Genomic DNA, 16,059 nt, shown 5'->3' with positions numbered 1-16,059 from the left:
CGGTCAGACGCCGGTCTCGAAGTAGTAATGCTTGGTCTCGAGGAAATCGTTGAGCCCTTCCACGCCATGGAGCCGGCCATAGCCGCTATCGGCGTGGCCGCCGGTTTCCGCCTCGGCGAACAGGCGGTTGTGGGTATTGGCCCAGACCGTGCCGAAGCGCAGCTTCGCGGCCACCCGTTCGCCGCGCATCGCGTCGGCGGTCCACACGCTGGAAGCCAGGCTGTAGCGCGTGGCGTTGGCGCGGCGGATGGCGTCTTCCTCGTCCTTGAATCGCTCGACCACCAGCAGCGGGCCGAACAGTTCGCGCTGCACGTAGTCCGATTCCAGGTCATCGATGGCGACCAGGCTGGGCGTCAGGAAAGCCCCCCTGGCCAGCACGCCGCCCGGCACCTCGCCACGCACCAGCACTTCACCGGCGTCGCCGGCGCGCGCGACCAGTCCGGCCACGCGATCGCGGCTGGCGACGTCGATCAGGCTGCCCATCTGCGATCCGGGATCGCTGCCCGGGCCTACCCGTACCGACCGGAAGGACTCCGCCAGGCGGCGGGTGAAGTCGTCATAGACGCTGTCCTGGACCAGCACGCGGCTGATGGCGGTGCATTGCTGGCCGGCGAGGACCAGGCTGCCCGCGGTGATGCCCTTGATGGTGGCGTCCGAGGCGCCATCCGCGAAGACCAGCGCGGGGGCCTTGCCCCCCAGCTCCAGCGACAGGCGCTTGAGCGTGCCCGCGGCGGCCGCCGCGATCTTCTTGCCCACGGCGGTCGATCCGGTGAAGCTGACGACGTCCACTTCGGGCGAGGCGCAAAGCGTCTCCGACACCGCCGATCCGCTTTCGATCACGGAATTGACGATTCCCGCCGGAAGCCGGTCGTCCACCGTCAGGCATTCCAGGGCCAGGTTATGGGCCAGCGCGGTCTGGAAGGCCGGCTTGATGACGGTGGAACAGCCCGCCGCCAGCGCCGGAGCCAGCGATCGCACCAGCAGCGTGATGGGCGCGTTCCAGGGCAGGATGATGCCCGCCACGCCCGCGGCCTCGCGCCGCAGCGAAGCATGGCAGCCGGGCTCGACTTCGATGAGCCGCCCGAATAGATTGCGCGCCAGGCCGGCGTAGTACTTGAGCTCCGACACGCCCGCCATGATCTCGCCCATGGCCTCGCGCCGCAGCTTGCCGTTCAGCGTGACCAGCCAGTCGGCGATTTCCTCCTTGCGGGCGTCCAGGCGCAGGGCATAGTCCCACAGCACCTCGGCGCGCAGCCGTGGCGACCGGCGCCAGGCGGTCTGCTCGAAAGCGCGCCGCGCCGCGGCGATGGCGGCGTGCGCGTCTTCCACGCCACCGTCGGCGTAGCGAGCCGCCGGTTCCGAGGTCGCGGGGTTGCCGGACACGCCCTGCCTGTCGCTGCCCCCGATGGAGTCGGTCCATTTTCCGTCGATATGGTGCCTGGCAAGCTGCATGCGCATCGTCCTGTGAGGGGTTCGAATAAGGGGTTTGAAATATGCGGCGCGGCGCCCTCGCCTCCAGGCGACGGGCGTACGTATCCATCGCGCCTGGCGTCCAGCAACGGACGCAGGCGCGTCCAGGTGGAGATTGGAGTGCGGCGTGCGCCTGCCGCGACGCGCGCGAAGGCGCGGCGCCGCCGGCGGCGGAGGCTAGCCCGCGCTATCGCGTGGGCCCGCGCCGCGGCGTGCGTCGGCAGCGGACGCGCGCAGCGGTCGCGCGCAGCGGTCGCGCGGCGCGCGGGTCGTACAGGGGAATGGAACAGGCGCGATGAAGCCGCGCGCGGGAAAACATGGCCATGACTGTCTCCATATGGCTAGCCGCATGGCGCGGCTGCTATGACCGCCTCCGGCGGCGTTACCCGCCGGGGTCGGCATGTGCCGGTTGGATCGCTCGCCCAACGTGGCGCCGCGATCCCCGTGCTTGTTTTGTCATTCGTCTTCGAAGGAAATTATCCTGTCGGAGCCATGCAGTCTGAAATGAATTTAAATTATCAACCATACCGCCCAGCGTATATCTGCCGGGGCGTTCCGGTTCACTTGATCACGCCCAGCGCCTTGAGGCGGGCGTCGACCCAGCTGGTGTCGTGCTTACCCGAGGCGATGTTGGCGAAGGTCTTTTCCTCGGCGGCGTGCTTGCCCTTGGCCGCTTCATGGATGGCGTCCACCTGGTCGTAGGGGATGCACAGCAGGCCATCGTCATCGCCGACGATCAGGTCGCCCGGCTCGATGGTCATGCCATCCAGCGCGATCGGGCAATTGATTTCACCCGGGCCGTCCTTGTAGGGACCGCGATGGGTAATGCCCGCCGCGAACACCGGAAAATCGCCGCGCCGCAACGCCCCGGCGTCGCGGATCGAGCCATTGATGACGATGCCGCCCAGCTTCCGCGATTTGGCGTACGACACCATGATTTCGCCGATGATGGCATTGGTCAGGTCGCCGCCGGCATCCACCACGACCACGTCGCCCGGCGCGGCCAGGTCCAGCGCCTTGTGCACCATCAGGTTGTCGCCCGGCCGCGTGCGGACCGTCAACGCCGGGCCCGCCATGAAGCTGCCGTCATGCATGGGACGCAGGCGCGGGCCGCCGGCGGTCATGCGGGACATGACGTCGCTGATATTGGCGACGGGCAGGCCGACGTATTTGGCGACGATGTCGGCGGCGACCGCGCGGCGGCGGGCGTGAATTTCAAAACCGATCATGGGCAGTTCTCCGTGTTTGGCGCGACAGAGTCGGGATGCTTGGCGCGCCCGCGCCGCAGGCCGGCCTCCAGCCGCCACGCGACGCTTCGGGGACATCGTAAACGACCCTTGCTGGCAACCCGCTTGCAAGGCCATGGAGGACGGATTCACAAGTTCTGCTTGTCAATCAAATCAGTATTCCGTGGCTAGGCCGGATACGGGCGGAAACCTAAAGTGGCATCCAACACGGCGCCACAAGCAAATGCATACGGGCCGTGCCCTCTCACCTGATATCCCGGAGAATTGCCATGACGACTACGACTTCTTCCTCTTTCAAGCGCGTGTGGTTCATCACCGGCGCCGCCCGCGGCCTGGGCGCCCTGATCGCCGATGCGGCGCTGGCCGACGGCAACGCCGTGGTGGTGGCCGGCCGCAACGTCGCCGCGCTGGCGGAACGTTTCGGCGACGCGCCCAACGTGCTGGCCGTCCAGCTCGACGTCACCGACGAAACCCAGGCCCGCGCCGCGGCCAGCGCGGCCATCGGGCGCTTCGGCCGCGTCGACGTGCTGATCAACAACGCCGGTTTCGGGCTGCTGGGCGCGGTCGAAGAGGCCGACGACGCCGACGTCCGCCGCATGTACGACACCAACGTCTTCGGGCTGTTGAACGTTACGCGCGCCATCCTGCCGTATATGCGCGAACAGAAGGCCGGCCACGTCATCAACATTTCATCCATCGGCGGCTATCGCAGCGCGGCGGGTTTCGGCGTGTACTGCTCCACCAAGTTCGCGGTGGAAGGCCTGACCGAAGCCCTGCATGACGAGCTGGCGCCCCTGGGCATCCATGCCACGGTGGTCGAGCCGGGTTATTTCCGGACGGAATTCCTGGATGCGACGTCGCTGGTGAAGTCGCCCACGATCATCGACGACTACGCGGAGACCGCCGGCAAGGTGCGCGAACGTGCCGTGCAGGTCAATCATCAGCAGCCGGGCGACCCCAAGCGGCTGGCCGCCGCGATGATCGCGCTGGTGGACGCCGGCCAGCCGCCGCTGCGCATGCCTTTCGGCACCGATACGCTGGCCGCCATCGCCGACAAGAATGCCTATGTGGCCGCGGAAACCGCGGCCTGGCGCGCGCTGGCCGCGTCCACGGACTTTCCGAGGTAAGGTCGGGCGCCACGCGCACGGGCTCGGGCCTGGCCCTGGGGTCAGGCCCAGGGCTCAGCCTCGCGGGCCAAGCCCGCGGGCGTCCACGCACGGATCATCCCTTGCGCGGCTGACGCTTGCGCCCCGGCTTGCCGGCGCGCAGTTCGTCCTCGCTCAGATGCCACTCGGTGCTGGCCAGCAGCCGTTCCATCATGAAGTCGATGAACAGCCGCGCCCGCTTAGGCATCTGCGTGCGGCGCGCGTAATACAGGTACATCGCGATACGCTGCACCGTATGCGGCAGCAGCAGCGGCACCAGTTGCCCCGCCCGGATCAGGGGCACCGCATTGAAGCTCCCCAACTGCCCTATCCCCAAGCCCGCCAGCACGGCGCGCGTTTCCAGGTCCGGATCATTCATGCAGATGGCGGGCGGTACGTCGCGATAGACGACGTCATCGCCCACCTGGAATTCCCAGGGCGCCACCTTGCCCGTGTTCGGCTGCAGGTAGCCGGTGCAGCGATGCGCGCCCAGATCGTCGATGCTGGCGGGCGCGCCATGCCGCGCCAGGTACTCCGGCGACGCGCACACGATCAGCTGTATGGGCAGGACCCGCCGCGCGATGATGCGTCCGTCCGGCTGCTGACCGGTGCGAAAGCCCACGTCGATGCGTTCGGCCACCCAGTCCTGCAGGCGATCTTCCAGCTGGATGTCCAGATGCACGTCGGGATGCGCCCGCGCGAAGGCCTCGAACAGCGGCCACAGCACCGAGTAGCCCAGGCTGCGCGGCGCCGTCACCCGCAATGGGCCGCTCGCCAGGTCGGCATGGCGGGCGCTGTGCATGGCATCGTTCAGCGCCTCCAGCGGCGGCTGCACGGATTCCAGGAACCGGCGGCCTTCGTCGGTCAGGCTGATCCGCCTGGTGGTGCGATGGAACAGCCGTATGCCCAGATGCTTTTCCAATTGCGTGACCGCCAGGCTGGCCGCCTGCGGCGTCACGCCCTGCTCGATCGCGGCCTGGCGCAGGCTGCCCAACGTGGCCGTCCTGACAAAAAGCGAAATGGCGCGGATCTCGTTCAAGGAATCCCCTTTGCTGTTCCGCGCGGATTTTTGCACGCTGGCGGCGGCTTGGCATGGCCGGACGGGCACCGCTGCAGGCCGCCCGTGGATGATGTTAGAATCTCGGGCTTCCCTGCGGAGATCGCCGGGGGAAACCAAGGCGACGCCCGGGCAATATCCAGGCAACAGCAAGGCGCAATGGCAGAGTGGTTATGCAGCGGATTGCAAATCCGTGTACGTCGGTTCGATTCCGGCTTGCGCCTCCAGAATTCCAGCGGCCCCCAGCGATGGGGGCCGTTTTTCATTCTGCGGCAGTCTGGGGAGAATCTGACATTGCTTAGTGGGACGTGGGTAATTACACTGTACATCCATACAGCAATAAGATGCTCAGCCATGCCGTTCCGCCCCGCCCTGACCCGAGAAGAGTTAGCCAAGATCCGAGCCAGGTACGCCCCTACGCCGGAACGTGCCCCCTGCAATTACCAAGATGCCGTGGTGTGGGCGGATGTAGTCACACTGCTCTACGAGATAAAGCGCCTACGCGCCATGTTGCTCAAGGCTGAGCAGCTTCGGGACCGCTTCCCAAGGCCGGACAACGCCCTGAACCCTCTTTGGGAGCGATTCGTTCGGGAGTTGTCGGAAGAGCCCTGTGTGATCGAGCAGGTGCAGCTGAAGAGTGAATTGCTCTCCCCCTTGGGAAAGCTGGAAGGGTAGCCGAGGCAGGACCCGGCTATGCCGCAAGAGCTAGCTCCTCGGCTTCCAGCCGCAGTTCCGTGCCCCGGCTAGGTTGTGTGCCAAGATTTGCTTTGCTGTTCCGTCCGAAAGGACGTCGCCCTTGTCCACGAAGATTGGCTTCGTCCAATCGCAGCCGGTATCAATGATTCGCGTCTTGACCTGCACTTCCGGCTGCACTGGCTGCACCTGTTGGGGCTGCCCATTCGTCGAGCAGCTGGCCAGCAGCAGCACCAGCAGGCAGGGAAGCAACGTCGATTTCCACATTCGCACGCTCCTTGACGGAATTGGCACCAGCGGCGGCAGCCGCGGCATTTGCTTGGGATTCGCCATCCCGCACGGTAGCGGTCTGGGCCTTGGCTTCGGCGGTGGCCTGATTGGCCTCCGCAACCCGCTGGTCAGCCTTCGCTACTTTTGTGTCGGCCGACTTCTTGACCACGAAGGCGGTCAACAAGCTGCCGACCGCCAGGACGGCGCTAGCGATATAGGGCCACGCAGAGCCCAGCAATCCAAGAATGGTGGTCATTGCTCTCTCACATGTCTTGTGCGCCATAGCGCAGGTTGTCGGCCATGCGAGCCATCCAGCCACTGCCGAAATAGGAGAAGGTGGATCGCGTGCGCATGAAGTCGATGCGCTGGGCCACATAGCGCATGATCTGCGGCCCCTCCGCCATTGCCAGGGCAGCCGCGCGGGTGACCGGTCCCCATACGCCATCAGCGGGCACGCCAAGCGCCTGCTGAAGCCCCAGGATGGCCTGCTTGATGCCGGAGTTAATGGCGTAGTCCAACCCCTGATAGGCAATGCCGTCATACAGCTCGTCGGCGTGGATCTTCTGCCAGAAGTCGCGCTGGTAAATCTCGATGGCCTGGTCGCGCGTCAGGTTCTTGATGTCGAGATTGGGGTAACTGCGCTTGCTGATGCCCCATTTCGTCTCACCGCCAGGGTCTCTGGGGTCGTTCACATAACCACCCTCATGGCCAAGAACTCGCTCGATGGCAGTCCGAAAATCAACCATCGCCTTCCTTGCGCTGGTCGATCAGCCTGCCCAACACGCCGAGTCCCAGTATGGCCATGGTGAGAAGCGCGACAGCCCACAACGGGATGGAGCGCCGCATGTCGTCCGGCAGCGCGATGTAAGCACCCTGAATGGCTGTCGCTGTTGCCATGCAGTGCATGGAGAACCACCGCCAAGCTTGACGCCAGTTATCTACAAGCTTCATTTCGCCCACCTTTGAATGTCTGGCCTGTTGGCTACGCTGTTCGTGATCATTTGGTCTTTGAGCTGGTCGAACTTGCCGCTCAGCTCCTTCACGTCCTGACCGATTGAGCGGAGCTGATCGCGTGTGTCAGACCGCTGCTCCATGATGGAAGCTTCGATCCGGCCAAATCGAAGTTCCTGCTGCCGGTCATGCTCTTCAAGCGTTTGAACTCGGCTCCCCAATGAGAACCAAGCCGTCACCGCGACGGCGGCAATTGCCGTCAGCCAGACCAACAGGCTTTGCAGGCTGATCGTGTAGTCGATCCATTTCGGCTTCTGAGGGTGCGGATCCTGCATATCCTTCCTTTGTCCCGGTGGCATTAAAAAACCGCCTTGCGGCGGTCATTGGTCGTAGAATTCGAAGATGGTTTTCGACCCCATCTATCTCGGCTGGCTCGGTGCGCTCGTGGTCCTATGGGCCTGGAACGCCTGGCGCCGCAAGTAGGCCACCCATCGACGCAGCAGGCAGCAGAAGGCTCGCACCAGCGGGCGCTTGGCGTTGGGTCTGCATCAGAAGTCCGGGCAAGATATTCTGCGCCTGACCTTGACGGATAGAAATCTCGATATTCCGCAACGGATTGAGAATCGCAGCCTCGCCAAACGGGATCTTCCCCGCAATCGACCGCATCAGGTCGTAGCCGCGTCCGGCCAGAAGCGCCCCGGAATTGCTGTTGTTCACGGCCGACCCGACCGGCTGGGCCTGGAGATAGCTCGCCACGCGACCAACCGCTTTCAACTGCGTGATTTCCTGCGGCGTGAAGAACAGCTGAAGCTTTCGATCCCCGATGGCTTTGATGGCACGGTTGTACGCGGATTGGCTGAACTTCCCTACCTCGTCAGAAGCACCATTGAGAGCCTTGTCGCGCAGATGACCGACAATGGAATTGCGCACCGCTTCCTTTTCGCCGGGGCCAATGTTGGCCACCACCGCGCGGGCGTCGGTTAGGTCGCCGTTCACCACGAACTTCTGCACGAACTTGTCCGGCTGGGCACCGGCGAGAGCCGCCTCCACCGGCTTGGACGACTCCTGCCAATCGAAACGCGCCTTGGACGCAGCGCGAGCCTGATTCAGGGCCTCCATGTACGCGGCAGGCGACTCGTCAGCATTGCGCAGGGCGCTTGCCATATCGCCGGTCACAATGCCCTGCGGCAAGCCCGTAGCGGGCCGGGGCTCCGCGGCGTCGATAGCCCGGCGCGCGATGGCGAGCGCCGCCTTCACGTTCCCGTCCTGGGTGCCTCGCTGGGCCGTGGCGAGCATGGTTTTTAGGTTATCCAGCACCTGGGCGTTGAACGGAACCTGGAACTCTTGGTCACCTACGCGGACGGTCCCCTTGGAAATCTGGTTCAGCATCGAGCCGATGTTGTCCGGCAGGAAAGCCAGCTTGTTCTCTTTCGCCAGCGCATCGAACACCCCATTTATCAGAGGCGCACGATCCAGCGGAATATCCCCACCCGCCATTGAGCGGGCGCGGTTGTACAGGTCTGTGACGTGAGATTGCGCCGCTGCGTCCCGATTCAGGATGGTTCCGATCACACCGGAACCCGCCTGAAACGGATCAGCCTTATCCGCGCCCGCTTCGTTCAGCCGCTGGATGAGGGTGGCGTTGTTCGCGTTCTGGATTCGCGGCAGAGCGGCGAGCTGATCATCCGACGTGTTGGCCGCGACCTTGGCCAGGTTCTGCTCCCGGGTGATCTGCACGGGATCCAAGGTGATAGCGCCACGGGTGGGCGTCGCACCGACAGTGCGGAAATCGGCCAGGCGGCGGACCGCATCCGGCCGCAGCTCTCGGCCAGTACGGAGAACAGAACCCATCTCCGCTTTCAAGGCCCGGAGGACGCCATCAGGCAGCGTGGACGCATCTATCCCTGCGTCAGTAAGCGCGTTAGATAGCCGGACGTCGATGTCAGCGGGAGATAGGCGAGAGAGCAGCGACCTGCCGGCATTGATCCCGGCATTGGCAGCGCTTGTCAAACCAGCACCAGCCAGACCTCCCAGCAGCGCGCCACCGGCTTGCCCCAGCGCACCACTGCCATTTTCCCTCGTCAAACCCCCGAGCAGGCCCGCCCCAGTGGCCGAAGCGACTTGCGCGCCTGGCCCTGTGGTCAGCAGGCTACCAACCTGTCCAGCGATCCCGGGAGCGGCCTCAAGCACCTTGGCGACACCAAAACCAGGGGCAACACCGGCCATCAGTCGAGCGGCATCCCCGACGATGCGCTCTTGCTTCGTCTCAGGCTGAGGGAGCCCCACGGCACCCGCCAACTGAGAAGCCGATTTCCCGGTCGGCGCAGCCTCGGGCAGCCCGACCGCGCGCGCGATAGGATTAACGACACCGGCGCGCAACGGTTCGGTGAACAGTTGCAGGGCATTGCCCACACCCTCGAGGCCATACCGCGCCGTCAGACCGAACTGGCGCGCCAGGTCTTCCATGAAGGTGCGGTCTTGCGGTGCTTCCTTCTGGCCTGCGGGCGCAGACGGAGCGGTGGACGGCGGAGTCGATGGAGCTTGGGTCGGCGCGACGGGCGCGTCCTGATTCCCCATCTCGACCCGAAGTACACCGTCCGGACCACGGGACGTGGAGACACGCGGCGCGGCGGTCTTCGCGCCTGCGAAAATGTCGTCCGTAGACTCAGCCTTTGGCGCCGCTGTTTTGGCTCCGCTGAAGATATCGTCCGACTCCGCAGCCTGCGCCGAGGGGAAGATAGCGTCCGCCGCTTGGTTCAGCATGCCACGCCACCCGGAAACGCCGCGTACGGCGCTCGCAGCAGCCACAAGCTTGTCCGCGTACTGGGGATCTTGGGCATAGCCACCGGATGCCAGCGCAGCAGCGTACTTCTGGGCGTCATCCCCCACATTCATCGCGCCCTGGTACCGACGCCCAATCAAACCGGCGAAGTCCCTCCCGAAGTCGTCAGGGGATGCATACGCCCGGTACTGGTCATTGCTGCCAGTCATGTTGTCGGTTGCGGCGACGCCTGGACCTTTGATGTTGCCCAGGTTGTTGGTGCCGGGCACGACGCTCTTGCCCCAGCCGGTTTCTAGCCCCCACTGACCTAGCAGGATCGACGGATCGACGCCCAGTTGACCGCCGATGGTGTCGGCCAGGCCGCCGTACTGCTGTACGAACTGCTGCGGATTAGCCATTTACTGTCCTTGCGGGAAAAGCGGGTTGTTCGCGGACCAATTGGAGAGCGCGGTTTGGAAGTCGTTGCCACTCGGATCCTGGGAATCCAGGCGCCCAAACTTCTGCCGCCACTTGCGTGCGAACGCGGCCACGTCCTTGTTCCGCTCCAGCACCTTTACCTGATAATCGATCAGCTGCTTTCGGCCGGCGTTACTCTGGGTCAGGTTCGGCACAGACGCTTGGAGGAAGTTGCGGTCAGCGTCCGACATGGCGCCAGGCATACCGCCACCGTTGGCCGGGTCGCGGAGTTGCAGGGCCAGTTGATTCCCGATGGCGACGGCGGCTTCCTTGGCCGGCAGCTTTTCGTCCAGCTTAATATCGAGCGAGTTCGCCAGCTTCGCCCCTTGCAAGCCAAGATTGGACAGCGTGCCACCCTCGAATCCGTCCAGCAGTTGGCCTACGCGCTGGTAGTTGGCAATCTGCTTGTCCGCGTTCATGCCGGAGGTTTGCAGGTTGTTGTAGGTGTCAGCCGACGCTTTCGCGACAGATTCATTGAAAGTCTGGTCCGCCTGGCTCGGCGTGCGCCCCAAACCGCCAGCCTGCCGGTCGCCACCCAACATGCCCACGGCCTGTGCGCGGGGCATCAGCTGCGTGCCGCCCTTACCGTCAGGCACAGGCACCAAGTCATATCCAGCCTGCGCGCCTGCTGTGGCGGCAGCCGTGGCGCCTGCCATGTTGGCAGCCGAGGCCACCGCGCCAGGCAGATTCTGCACGCCGACAACACGCCCGTCCTTGATGACAGGCGTCTGGCCCTTGTCGATGTTCGGCGTATATGTCAGTTGCCCATCAGCGCCCACATTGAAAGAGCCAGGGTTACGGTCTTGTCCATAATGCGCGAGCTTCCACGCGTCGGTCAGATCGCCTCCACCCAGCGCCTTGATTAGCGCAACCTGATCGATGCTCATGTTCGCCAGTCCGCCCTTAGGCGGCGCGACGGGAGAGGCCGGAGCGGTCCCGTTGGCACTGACCGGCATTGACTGTGCCGCACCACCACCCGCTTGCCCGCCCGGCGTTATTCCGCCCAAAAGCCCCAGCAGCGCGCGTTGCTTGTCCGATTCCTGCTGGAGCTTCGCCGCTTGAGCTTTGCGATAGTCGTTCAGGTAGGCCGTCTGCTGCGCGCCTTGTGCCGCTTGTAGGCCTGCCAGCGCTCCAGCTCCGATGGCGTTTTGCGAGTTGGCGCCGCGAGCGTTGGCGAGGATACCCAGCCCAGCGGCCAGGAGACCATAGTTGCCAGGATTCTGGAGCTGGTTGAAGAAGCCGCCGTCCGCGTCCGATCCGTCTAGGAGTGCCATATTTCCCTCAACCCAAAATTCCAAAGCCGGTCAGTAGAGAAGATTTCTTCAAATCCTTGAATGCCTTCCCGAACTGGAAGGACCCGACGTCAGCGGCGAACGAGGCATCGTGGCCGAAGCCCATGTTGTCGTTCTTCCCGAAAATCATCGGACTCCACCGGTTGTCCACGTCTTGGCTCAACACGCGGCCGGTCGCCAAGTCCTTGTAGTAATCCGCGCCGTCGCGGCGATACCCGTGATTCTTGGCGTACATCTCATTGCCGACCGCAGCAGCCACCACCGCGGCGGGCCAAAACGCCGCCAGGCCTGCGCCGGCGCTACCACCACCAGCAGCGCCACCCGCCGCCGCTCCGCCACCTTCGGCAAAAGCACCCAGCGTTCCGCCCGCCCCGATGCCGCTGGTCGCCGCGCCACTTCCGGCCAAACTAACCCCGGGCGCTGCCGTGAGTCCGCCAAGCCCGCCAAGTCCACCGGCTTGCGATACCGGCAGCCATGAGCCGGTCATTCCATCGGTAGAACCCAGCAGGTTGTTCCCCCCGGCTTTCGGCAGAAACTGGTTGAGCATGGACGTGTTGATTCCACCGCCCTGCTGCTGTTGGCGTTGCTGCTGCTGTTGCAGCATCATCTCCCGCTGCCGCCTCGCTTGGTCGGCCTGCTGGCCTGCGGCTTGAAGGGACTGGAGCAGGCCTGGATTCAGTGTCGTCAGCATGTCGGCCTCACAGCGCGCTCAGAAGGCCCAGACCGCCGCCTATCAGCGCCCCATAGCCACCGTTGCCGCTTCCAATACTGTTCCCGATGGCGCCACCAGCCAAAGCCCCACCCAGCCCACCGGCCAGGGGGTTGGACCCGCCAGACACTGAGCTCGTGCTCGAGCCGCCAATACCCGCGCCAGGAGAGATGATCGAGGCGTAGTTGCCCAGATTCGCCCAGTTGTAGTTGTCACCCGCACCCAGCAAAGACAGCATCTGCTGATAGCGCGCGTCTTCCGCCGCTTGGTTCTGCTGCGTCATGGCAGCGCCAGAGCCGATCAGCGACGCGCCGACCTGGGCCGCGTTCAGGCGGTTATTGATGTTGTTCTGAGCGACTGTCCCGGCCTGGTCGTTCAGCGCCTGGGCAGTGGTCTGCATCCGGTTCTGAGCATTCTCGAAGGCGGTCCCGCGCAGATTCGCGGCCTGCGTCGCCAAAGCGTCCGTGACGCCCTGCGTACCTAGCCCTTCCACGATCCCTTGACGCGACCCGCCAAAGCCACCCGCAGCAGTGGCACCAGAGCGCAGGCCCGGAGCGACGTTCTCGAGGAAATTGCTCGACAGGTCGTTACCCAAGGCAGCGATCTGGTCGTCCAGGTACGGATTGTTGACCTGGCCCGAGAGAATCTGCTGTAGCGCCGCAGTCGGGTCTAGGGCACCCTGCGATGCGCGAGCGGCATTCAGGTCAACCTGCGAGCCGTTCCCGTTGATGATGGACTGCCCTGCATTGGTAATCGCGCTCGCCCCGCTTTGATCGGTCTGCCGGCCACCAATGGACGCAAGCCATTGGTTCACCACGTCCTGCATGCCGGAGGTCCAGCCTCCATTCTGGTACAGATTCTGGGCCTCTCCGTAGATACCTGGAGTGCCGCCCGTGGTCGTCGTGATGTAGTCGTTCGGATCGTAGATCGGGGCTCCCTGACCAGGCCGCACTGGGTCATAGTCACCGCCGCTGCCCACCTGTTCATAGCCGATCGGCACCGCACCAGGGCGTAGCGTCTTGGTCGTTGTGCCACCGCTTCCCGTGAGGTACTTCTTTACCCCATCCCACGGTTCCGACGTGGTGGTCTGTTCGTTGCTTCCGCCGCCGCCCTTGCTCATGCTATTTCCTTCATCACGTTAACCGTGTCTTCCTGCCATCCGTATTGAGCCAGCCGCTTGACCCATCCCCGTCTACCGTGCAGATAGACCCGTTTGCATCCTTTGTCTTTGGCGAACCCACAAATCACGTCTTCGACCGCGAATAGCCAGCGATCCATTCCCTTCCCGCCCAGGCACACAGCGACTAAAGCCGAGCCGAGCGAGCCCGAATAGATGCGCGTCACGAAAGCCGCAGCAGGTTGACCGTCATCCACCACCCAGAGCTGATATTCCTTGGCGAGGATGCGAGTCAGAACGTCATCGGGCGTATCGAGCGACTGGCCACGCTCCAGTGCTTCTGCGATCCACTCTTGAACCAAAGGCCAAATAGCCGGCACCGCATCCGTGGGAACACCCTGGATGCGGATCACGATTTCAGTCATGGCTAGATGATCTTGTTGGCTTCGATAAACATCGTGTCACGCTGTTCGTCACTGATGCCCATCTGCTCACACGCATAGTTCAGCGCCGGGCTGCTACGGTTGAACGTAGGAGCACGCAGCCACGCAATCTTTCGTTCGTCGTCGTCTGCCATGGTGGAAAAGAGGCCGTCAGCCGTCGCCCATATCCCGATGCGACGCATGTAGACTTCGCCTTGGTAGCGGGTGACCGATTGGGGAACAATGATCGGTAAGCCTGGAGCTGGATCAGGCGTGTTTCCGTTGCTGGCCCACGCCTCATAGGACTGCCATGCGGCGTCATCTGGGTTGTTGGCGATCCAGAGAACCGACCCGTCGTCCTGCGTCGCCACAACGCCGTCGTAGCCCTGTTGCAGTCGGTATCCCATGTCAGTGAGTCGTCACCGCACCGATGCGCGTGCCGTCGATGTAGACAGAAAGACCAGAACCATCCCATCCAAACTGCACGACATTGCCGGTTAGCGTATTAACGAGCCAGTTCTGGTTTGTGGTGTCAATGGTTAATTTCAGAGCGCCGGTAGTTCCCTGGGCAGTCCACGCCACATTGACCGCGTTGCCACCGCGCGTCACATAGTTGCCGGCCGGCTGTTTTCCCGCAATCGTCGCTGAAGTCCCGACAGGCAGCCCTGACGGCACCCACTGGCCACCAAAGTAGCCGTAATAGCCCTTCCCCTGCCCAGGATTCCACTGCGTGCCGTCTGCGAGCGCGATCATGCCTTCACGCGGCTTGGGGGGTGCGACATATTGCATATCCAGGTAGGCAAACGGCTGCTGCCCTGTCATTGCCTCCCGGATCTTCTGTAGCTCCTGGCGCATCCACACAGCGTCGTACTCGACGGGGGGATTGGCGGGTGAATATGCCATCAATATCCCCCTACCACGGTCACGTCCATATCGAATTGCTTCAACCGCCAGGACACAATACCGGTCGATTCGATCCGAACCGCCAGATATCGACCCTCAAATTCCATGTCGGCCTGTAGGCCTTCTCCCACCACATACTGAACTGGGTCGGTCCACGTCACGGCGCCTTCAAGGTCGTCCTGCGCCCCGCCATAGACGTTCAGCACAGTCCCAGCCTGGGCCTCAACACGCAGTCGAATCCCCTTGCAGTACTTGACCATTTCCGGGGTGTCAAAGGACATGCCTGTCTTTTCGACGTAGCTGGTGAAGGCTTGACCCTTGAAGGTCTTGCCAGTATCTACCAGCGACAATGAGCTGTTCACGGCAGATGCCAGCACCACGCGCGGAGATGCCTGCGTGTACTCGTACTGGTTCCAAGCGGTGTCGTCGGTATCCCAGGGGTCCGGGTCAGCATCCCAGGAATTGCCCAGGCTATAGACTATGGTGCCTGAAGCGCCCGCGGAAGTTTGGCCCAGATCACGAATGCCCCACGTGCCATCTTTCCAGTTATAGATGAGTGCCGTATCGGGCCAGTCAGAGCCGGTACGGGGCACACACAACCACGCCTCGTTGCGTCGATAGTTCGGCACCGCGAATGAGCGCTGATACGTATCGGCGTTCAGGTTATCGAACAGCCATTTACGCACACGCGCATCCGCGATGGAGGGAGCAGTGGACCCGTCGAAGTTCACCACATCGCCCTGCGTCAGAACGATATGGCCACCCGCGTAGGGAACCACGCAGTTCTGAGCCAGAGCACCCACGCCAGCGCCCGGCACAGGCTTGTTCGACCAGATGTAGGGCGCGCCCACATAATCCATTTGCCAGATGCTGTTCTCTTTGTAGACGATCAGGCTTTGTCCCAGCGGGACAGCATCGACGATCACATCACTGGTATCCGCAAGGTCAAACTGGCCTGCGTCCTTGGTCGGATCGGTGATATCCCAAGACACTGGGAGCGTCCCAGGGTCGGCAGGATGAGACCAGCGCACCGCGTACGGGCGTGCGGCGCCGTTATCGGTCAGGTTCAGCGCGAACAGGTAGTTTCGGAATGGTCGGATGACCTTTGCCCTCAACGTTGAGGGCCAGGCCGTCAGGTTTGCGGCTTTCGTGGCAGGGTTCCCGCCCCAGAACTGCGGAATATCCTTCCCATTGTTGACGACCAGCACACCCGATAGAACGCCGCCATTCCATCGGTCGTCCGCTGTCCCCGTGTACGCGCCAGCAGTGCGCGTAATGTCGGTATGGGTCACGTTCTGCACACACGCGAGTTTCTGCAATCCCGCGTAGACCCAATAGCGCCCGGATGTTCCTTGCGTCGGGAAAAGAGCGTATGGCGCGAACAATGGCGTACCGTTTACAAGGGCCTCCCCCTGCATTTTCTCGGAGTACCCGTCCCTGAAACGCACGTTCCGGCCATTGGACCATTCAGCAGGCGCCAACTCGTGAGGGAACCCGTCCAGGTTCAAGCCAGCCCCCATCGATTTGAACGGAATGAATGACATT

Annotated in this window: 16 protein-coding genes and 1 tRNA gene; 2 read left to right on the top strand and 15 right to left on the bottom strand. The window is 63.5% G+C overall.

Annotated features, from left to right (window positions below; translation table 11 throughout):
- Window positions 1-3: 3 nt before the first annotated feature.
- Window positions 4-1,452, bottom strand: coding sequence for an aldehyde dehydrogenase family protein (locus CAL26_RS05255; protein ID WP_094846022.1), 1,449 nt, complete (start codon window positions 1,450-1,452; stop codon window positions 4-6).
- Window positions 1,453-2,030: 578 nt separating this feature from the next.
- Window positions 2,031-2,699, bottom strand: a complete 669-nt coding sequence (locus tag CAL26_RS05250; RefSeq protein ID WP_094845822.1) for an RraA family protein — start codon at window positions 2,697-2,699, stop codon at window positions 2,031-2,033.
- A 287-nt stretch (window positions 2,700-2,986) separates the two neighbouring features.
- Here CAL26_RS05250 and CAL26_RS05245 point away from each other — a divergent pair, with 287 nt between their 5' ends.
- Window positions 2,987-3,844, top strand: coding sequence for an oxidoreductase (locus CAL26_RS05245; RefSeq protein WP_094845821.1), 858 nt, complete (start codon window positions 2,987-2,989; stop codon window positions 3,842-3,844).
- A gap of 94 nt (window positions 3,845-3,938) precedes the next feature.
- Here the strand turns inward: CAL26_RS05245 and CAL26_RS05240 are convergent, their stop codons facing one another.
- Window positions 3,939-4,901 (bottom strand): LysR family transcriptional regulator, encoded by a 963-nt coding sequence (locus CAL26_RS05240; RefSeq protein WP_094845820.1) that lies wholly within the window; start codon window positions 4,899-4,901, stop codon window positions 3,939-3,941.
- A 171-nt stretch (window positions 4,902-5,072) separates the two neighbouring features.
- On the opposite strand from CAL26_RS05240, the gene CAL26_RS05235 reads away from it, so the two are divergent.
- A tRNA-Cys gene (locus tag CAL26_RS05235) sits at window positions 5,073-5,146 on the top strand.
- Window positions 5,147-5,754: 608 nt separating this feature from the next.
- Here CAL26_RS05235 and CAL26_RS28275 read toward each other — a convergent pair.
- From CAL26_RS28275 to CAL26_RS05170, 12 genes are all read right to left on the bottom strand, one after another.
- Window positions 5,755-6,138 carry a hypothetical protein gene (locus tag CAL26_RS28275; RefSeq protein ID WP_179283256.1) on the bottom strand — a complete coding sequence of 128 codons (384 nt, stop codon included), beginning with the start codon at window positions 6,136-6,138 and terminating at the stop codon, window positions 5,755-5,757.
- A 7-nt stretch (window positions 6,139-6,145) separates the two neighbouring features.
- A complete protein-coding gene (locus tag CAL26_RS05220; RefSeq protein ID WP_094845817.1) occupies window positions 6,146-6,628 on the bottom strand; it encodes a glycoside hydrolase family 108 protein in 483 nt (160 codons plus the stop codon).
- A complete protein-coding gene (locus CAL26_RS05215) occupies window positions 6,621-6,833 on the bottom strand; it encodes a DUF7940 domain-containing protein (RefSeq protein WP_094845816.1) in 213 nt (70 codons plus the stop codon). The genes CAL26_RS05220 and CAL26_RS05215 overlap by 8 nt, the downstream gene beginning before the upstream one ends.
- Window positions 6,830-7,168 (bottom strand): hypothetical protein, encoded by a 339-nt coding sequence (locus CAL26_RS05210; protein ID WP_094845815.1) that lies wholly within the window; start codon window positions 7,166-7,168, stop codon window positions 6,830-6,832. The genes CAL26_RS05215 and CAL26_RS05210 overlap by 4 nt, the downstream gene beginning before the upstream one ends.
- Window positions 7,169-7,283: 115 nt before the next feature.
- A complete protein-coding gene (locus tag CAL26_RS05205) occupies window positions 7,284-10,013 on the bottom strand; it encodes a glucosaminidase domain-containing protein (protein WP_094845814.1) in 2,730 nt (909 codons plus the stop codon).
- Window positions 10,014-11,345 carry a hypothetical protein gene (locus CAL26_RS05200; protein WP_094845813.1) on the bottom strand — a complete coding sequence of 444 codons (1,332 nt, stop codon included), beginning with the start codon at window positions 11,343-11,345 and terminating at the stop codon, window positions 10,014-10,016.
- 7 nt (window positions 11,346-11,352) lie between these two features.
- Window positions 11,353-12,054, bottom strand: a complete 702-nt coding sequence (locus CAL26_RS05195; protein WP_094845812.1) for a hypothetical protein — start codon at window positions 12,052-12,054, stop codon at window positions 11,353-11,355.
- A gap of 7 nt (window positions 12,055-12,061) precedes the next feature.
- Entirely contained in the window at window positions 12,062-13,192 is a 1,131-nt protein-coding gene (locus CAL26_RS05190; RefSeq protein ID WP_094845811.1) for a hypothetical protein, read from the bottom strand.
- Complete coding sequence (locus CAL26_RS05185; protein ID WP_094845810.1) at window positions 13,189-13,614, bottom strand: hypothetical protein; 426 nt, start codon at window positions 13,612-13,614, stop codon at window positions 13,189-13,191. The genes CAL26_RS05190 and CAL26_RS05185 overlap by 4 nt, the downstream gene beginning before the upstream one ends.
- 2 nt (window positions 13,615-13,616) lie before the next feature.
- The gene (locus CAL26_RS05180) at window positions 13,617-14,018 is read right to left on the bottom strand and encodes a hypothetical protein (protein ID WP_094845809.1); all 402 of its coding nucleotides are present in this window, start codon (window positions 14,016-14,018) and stop codon (window positions 13,617-13,619) included.
- Window position 14,019: 1 nt separating this feature from the next.
- Window positions 14,020-14,514: a hypothetical protein gene (locus tag CAL26_RS05175; protein ID WP_094845808.1), complete on the bottom strand. Its 495-nt coding sequence runs from the start codon at window positions 14,512-14,514 to the stop codon at window positions 14,020-14,022.
- Complete coding sequence (locus CAL26_RS05170; protein WP_094845807.1) at window positions 14,514-16,058, bottom strand: hypothetical protein; 1,545 nt, start codon at window positions 16,056-16,058, stop codon at window positions 14,514-14,516. The genes CAL26_RS05175 and CAL26_RS05170 overlap by 1 nt, the downstream gene beginning before the upstream one ends.
- Window position 16,059 lies beyond the last annotated feature (1 nt).

The organism is Bordetella genomosp. 9, from assembly GCF_002261425.1.
Taxonomy (GTDB): domain Bacteria; phylum Pseudomonadota; class Gammaproteobacteria; order Burkholderiales; family Burkholderiaceae_B; genus Bordetella_C.
Note: the sequence above shows the minus strand (reverse complement) of the source record. Positions and strands in the feature narration are given on the sequence as shown.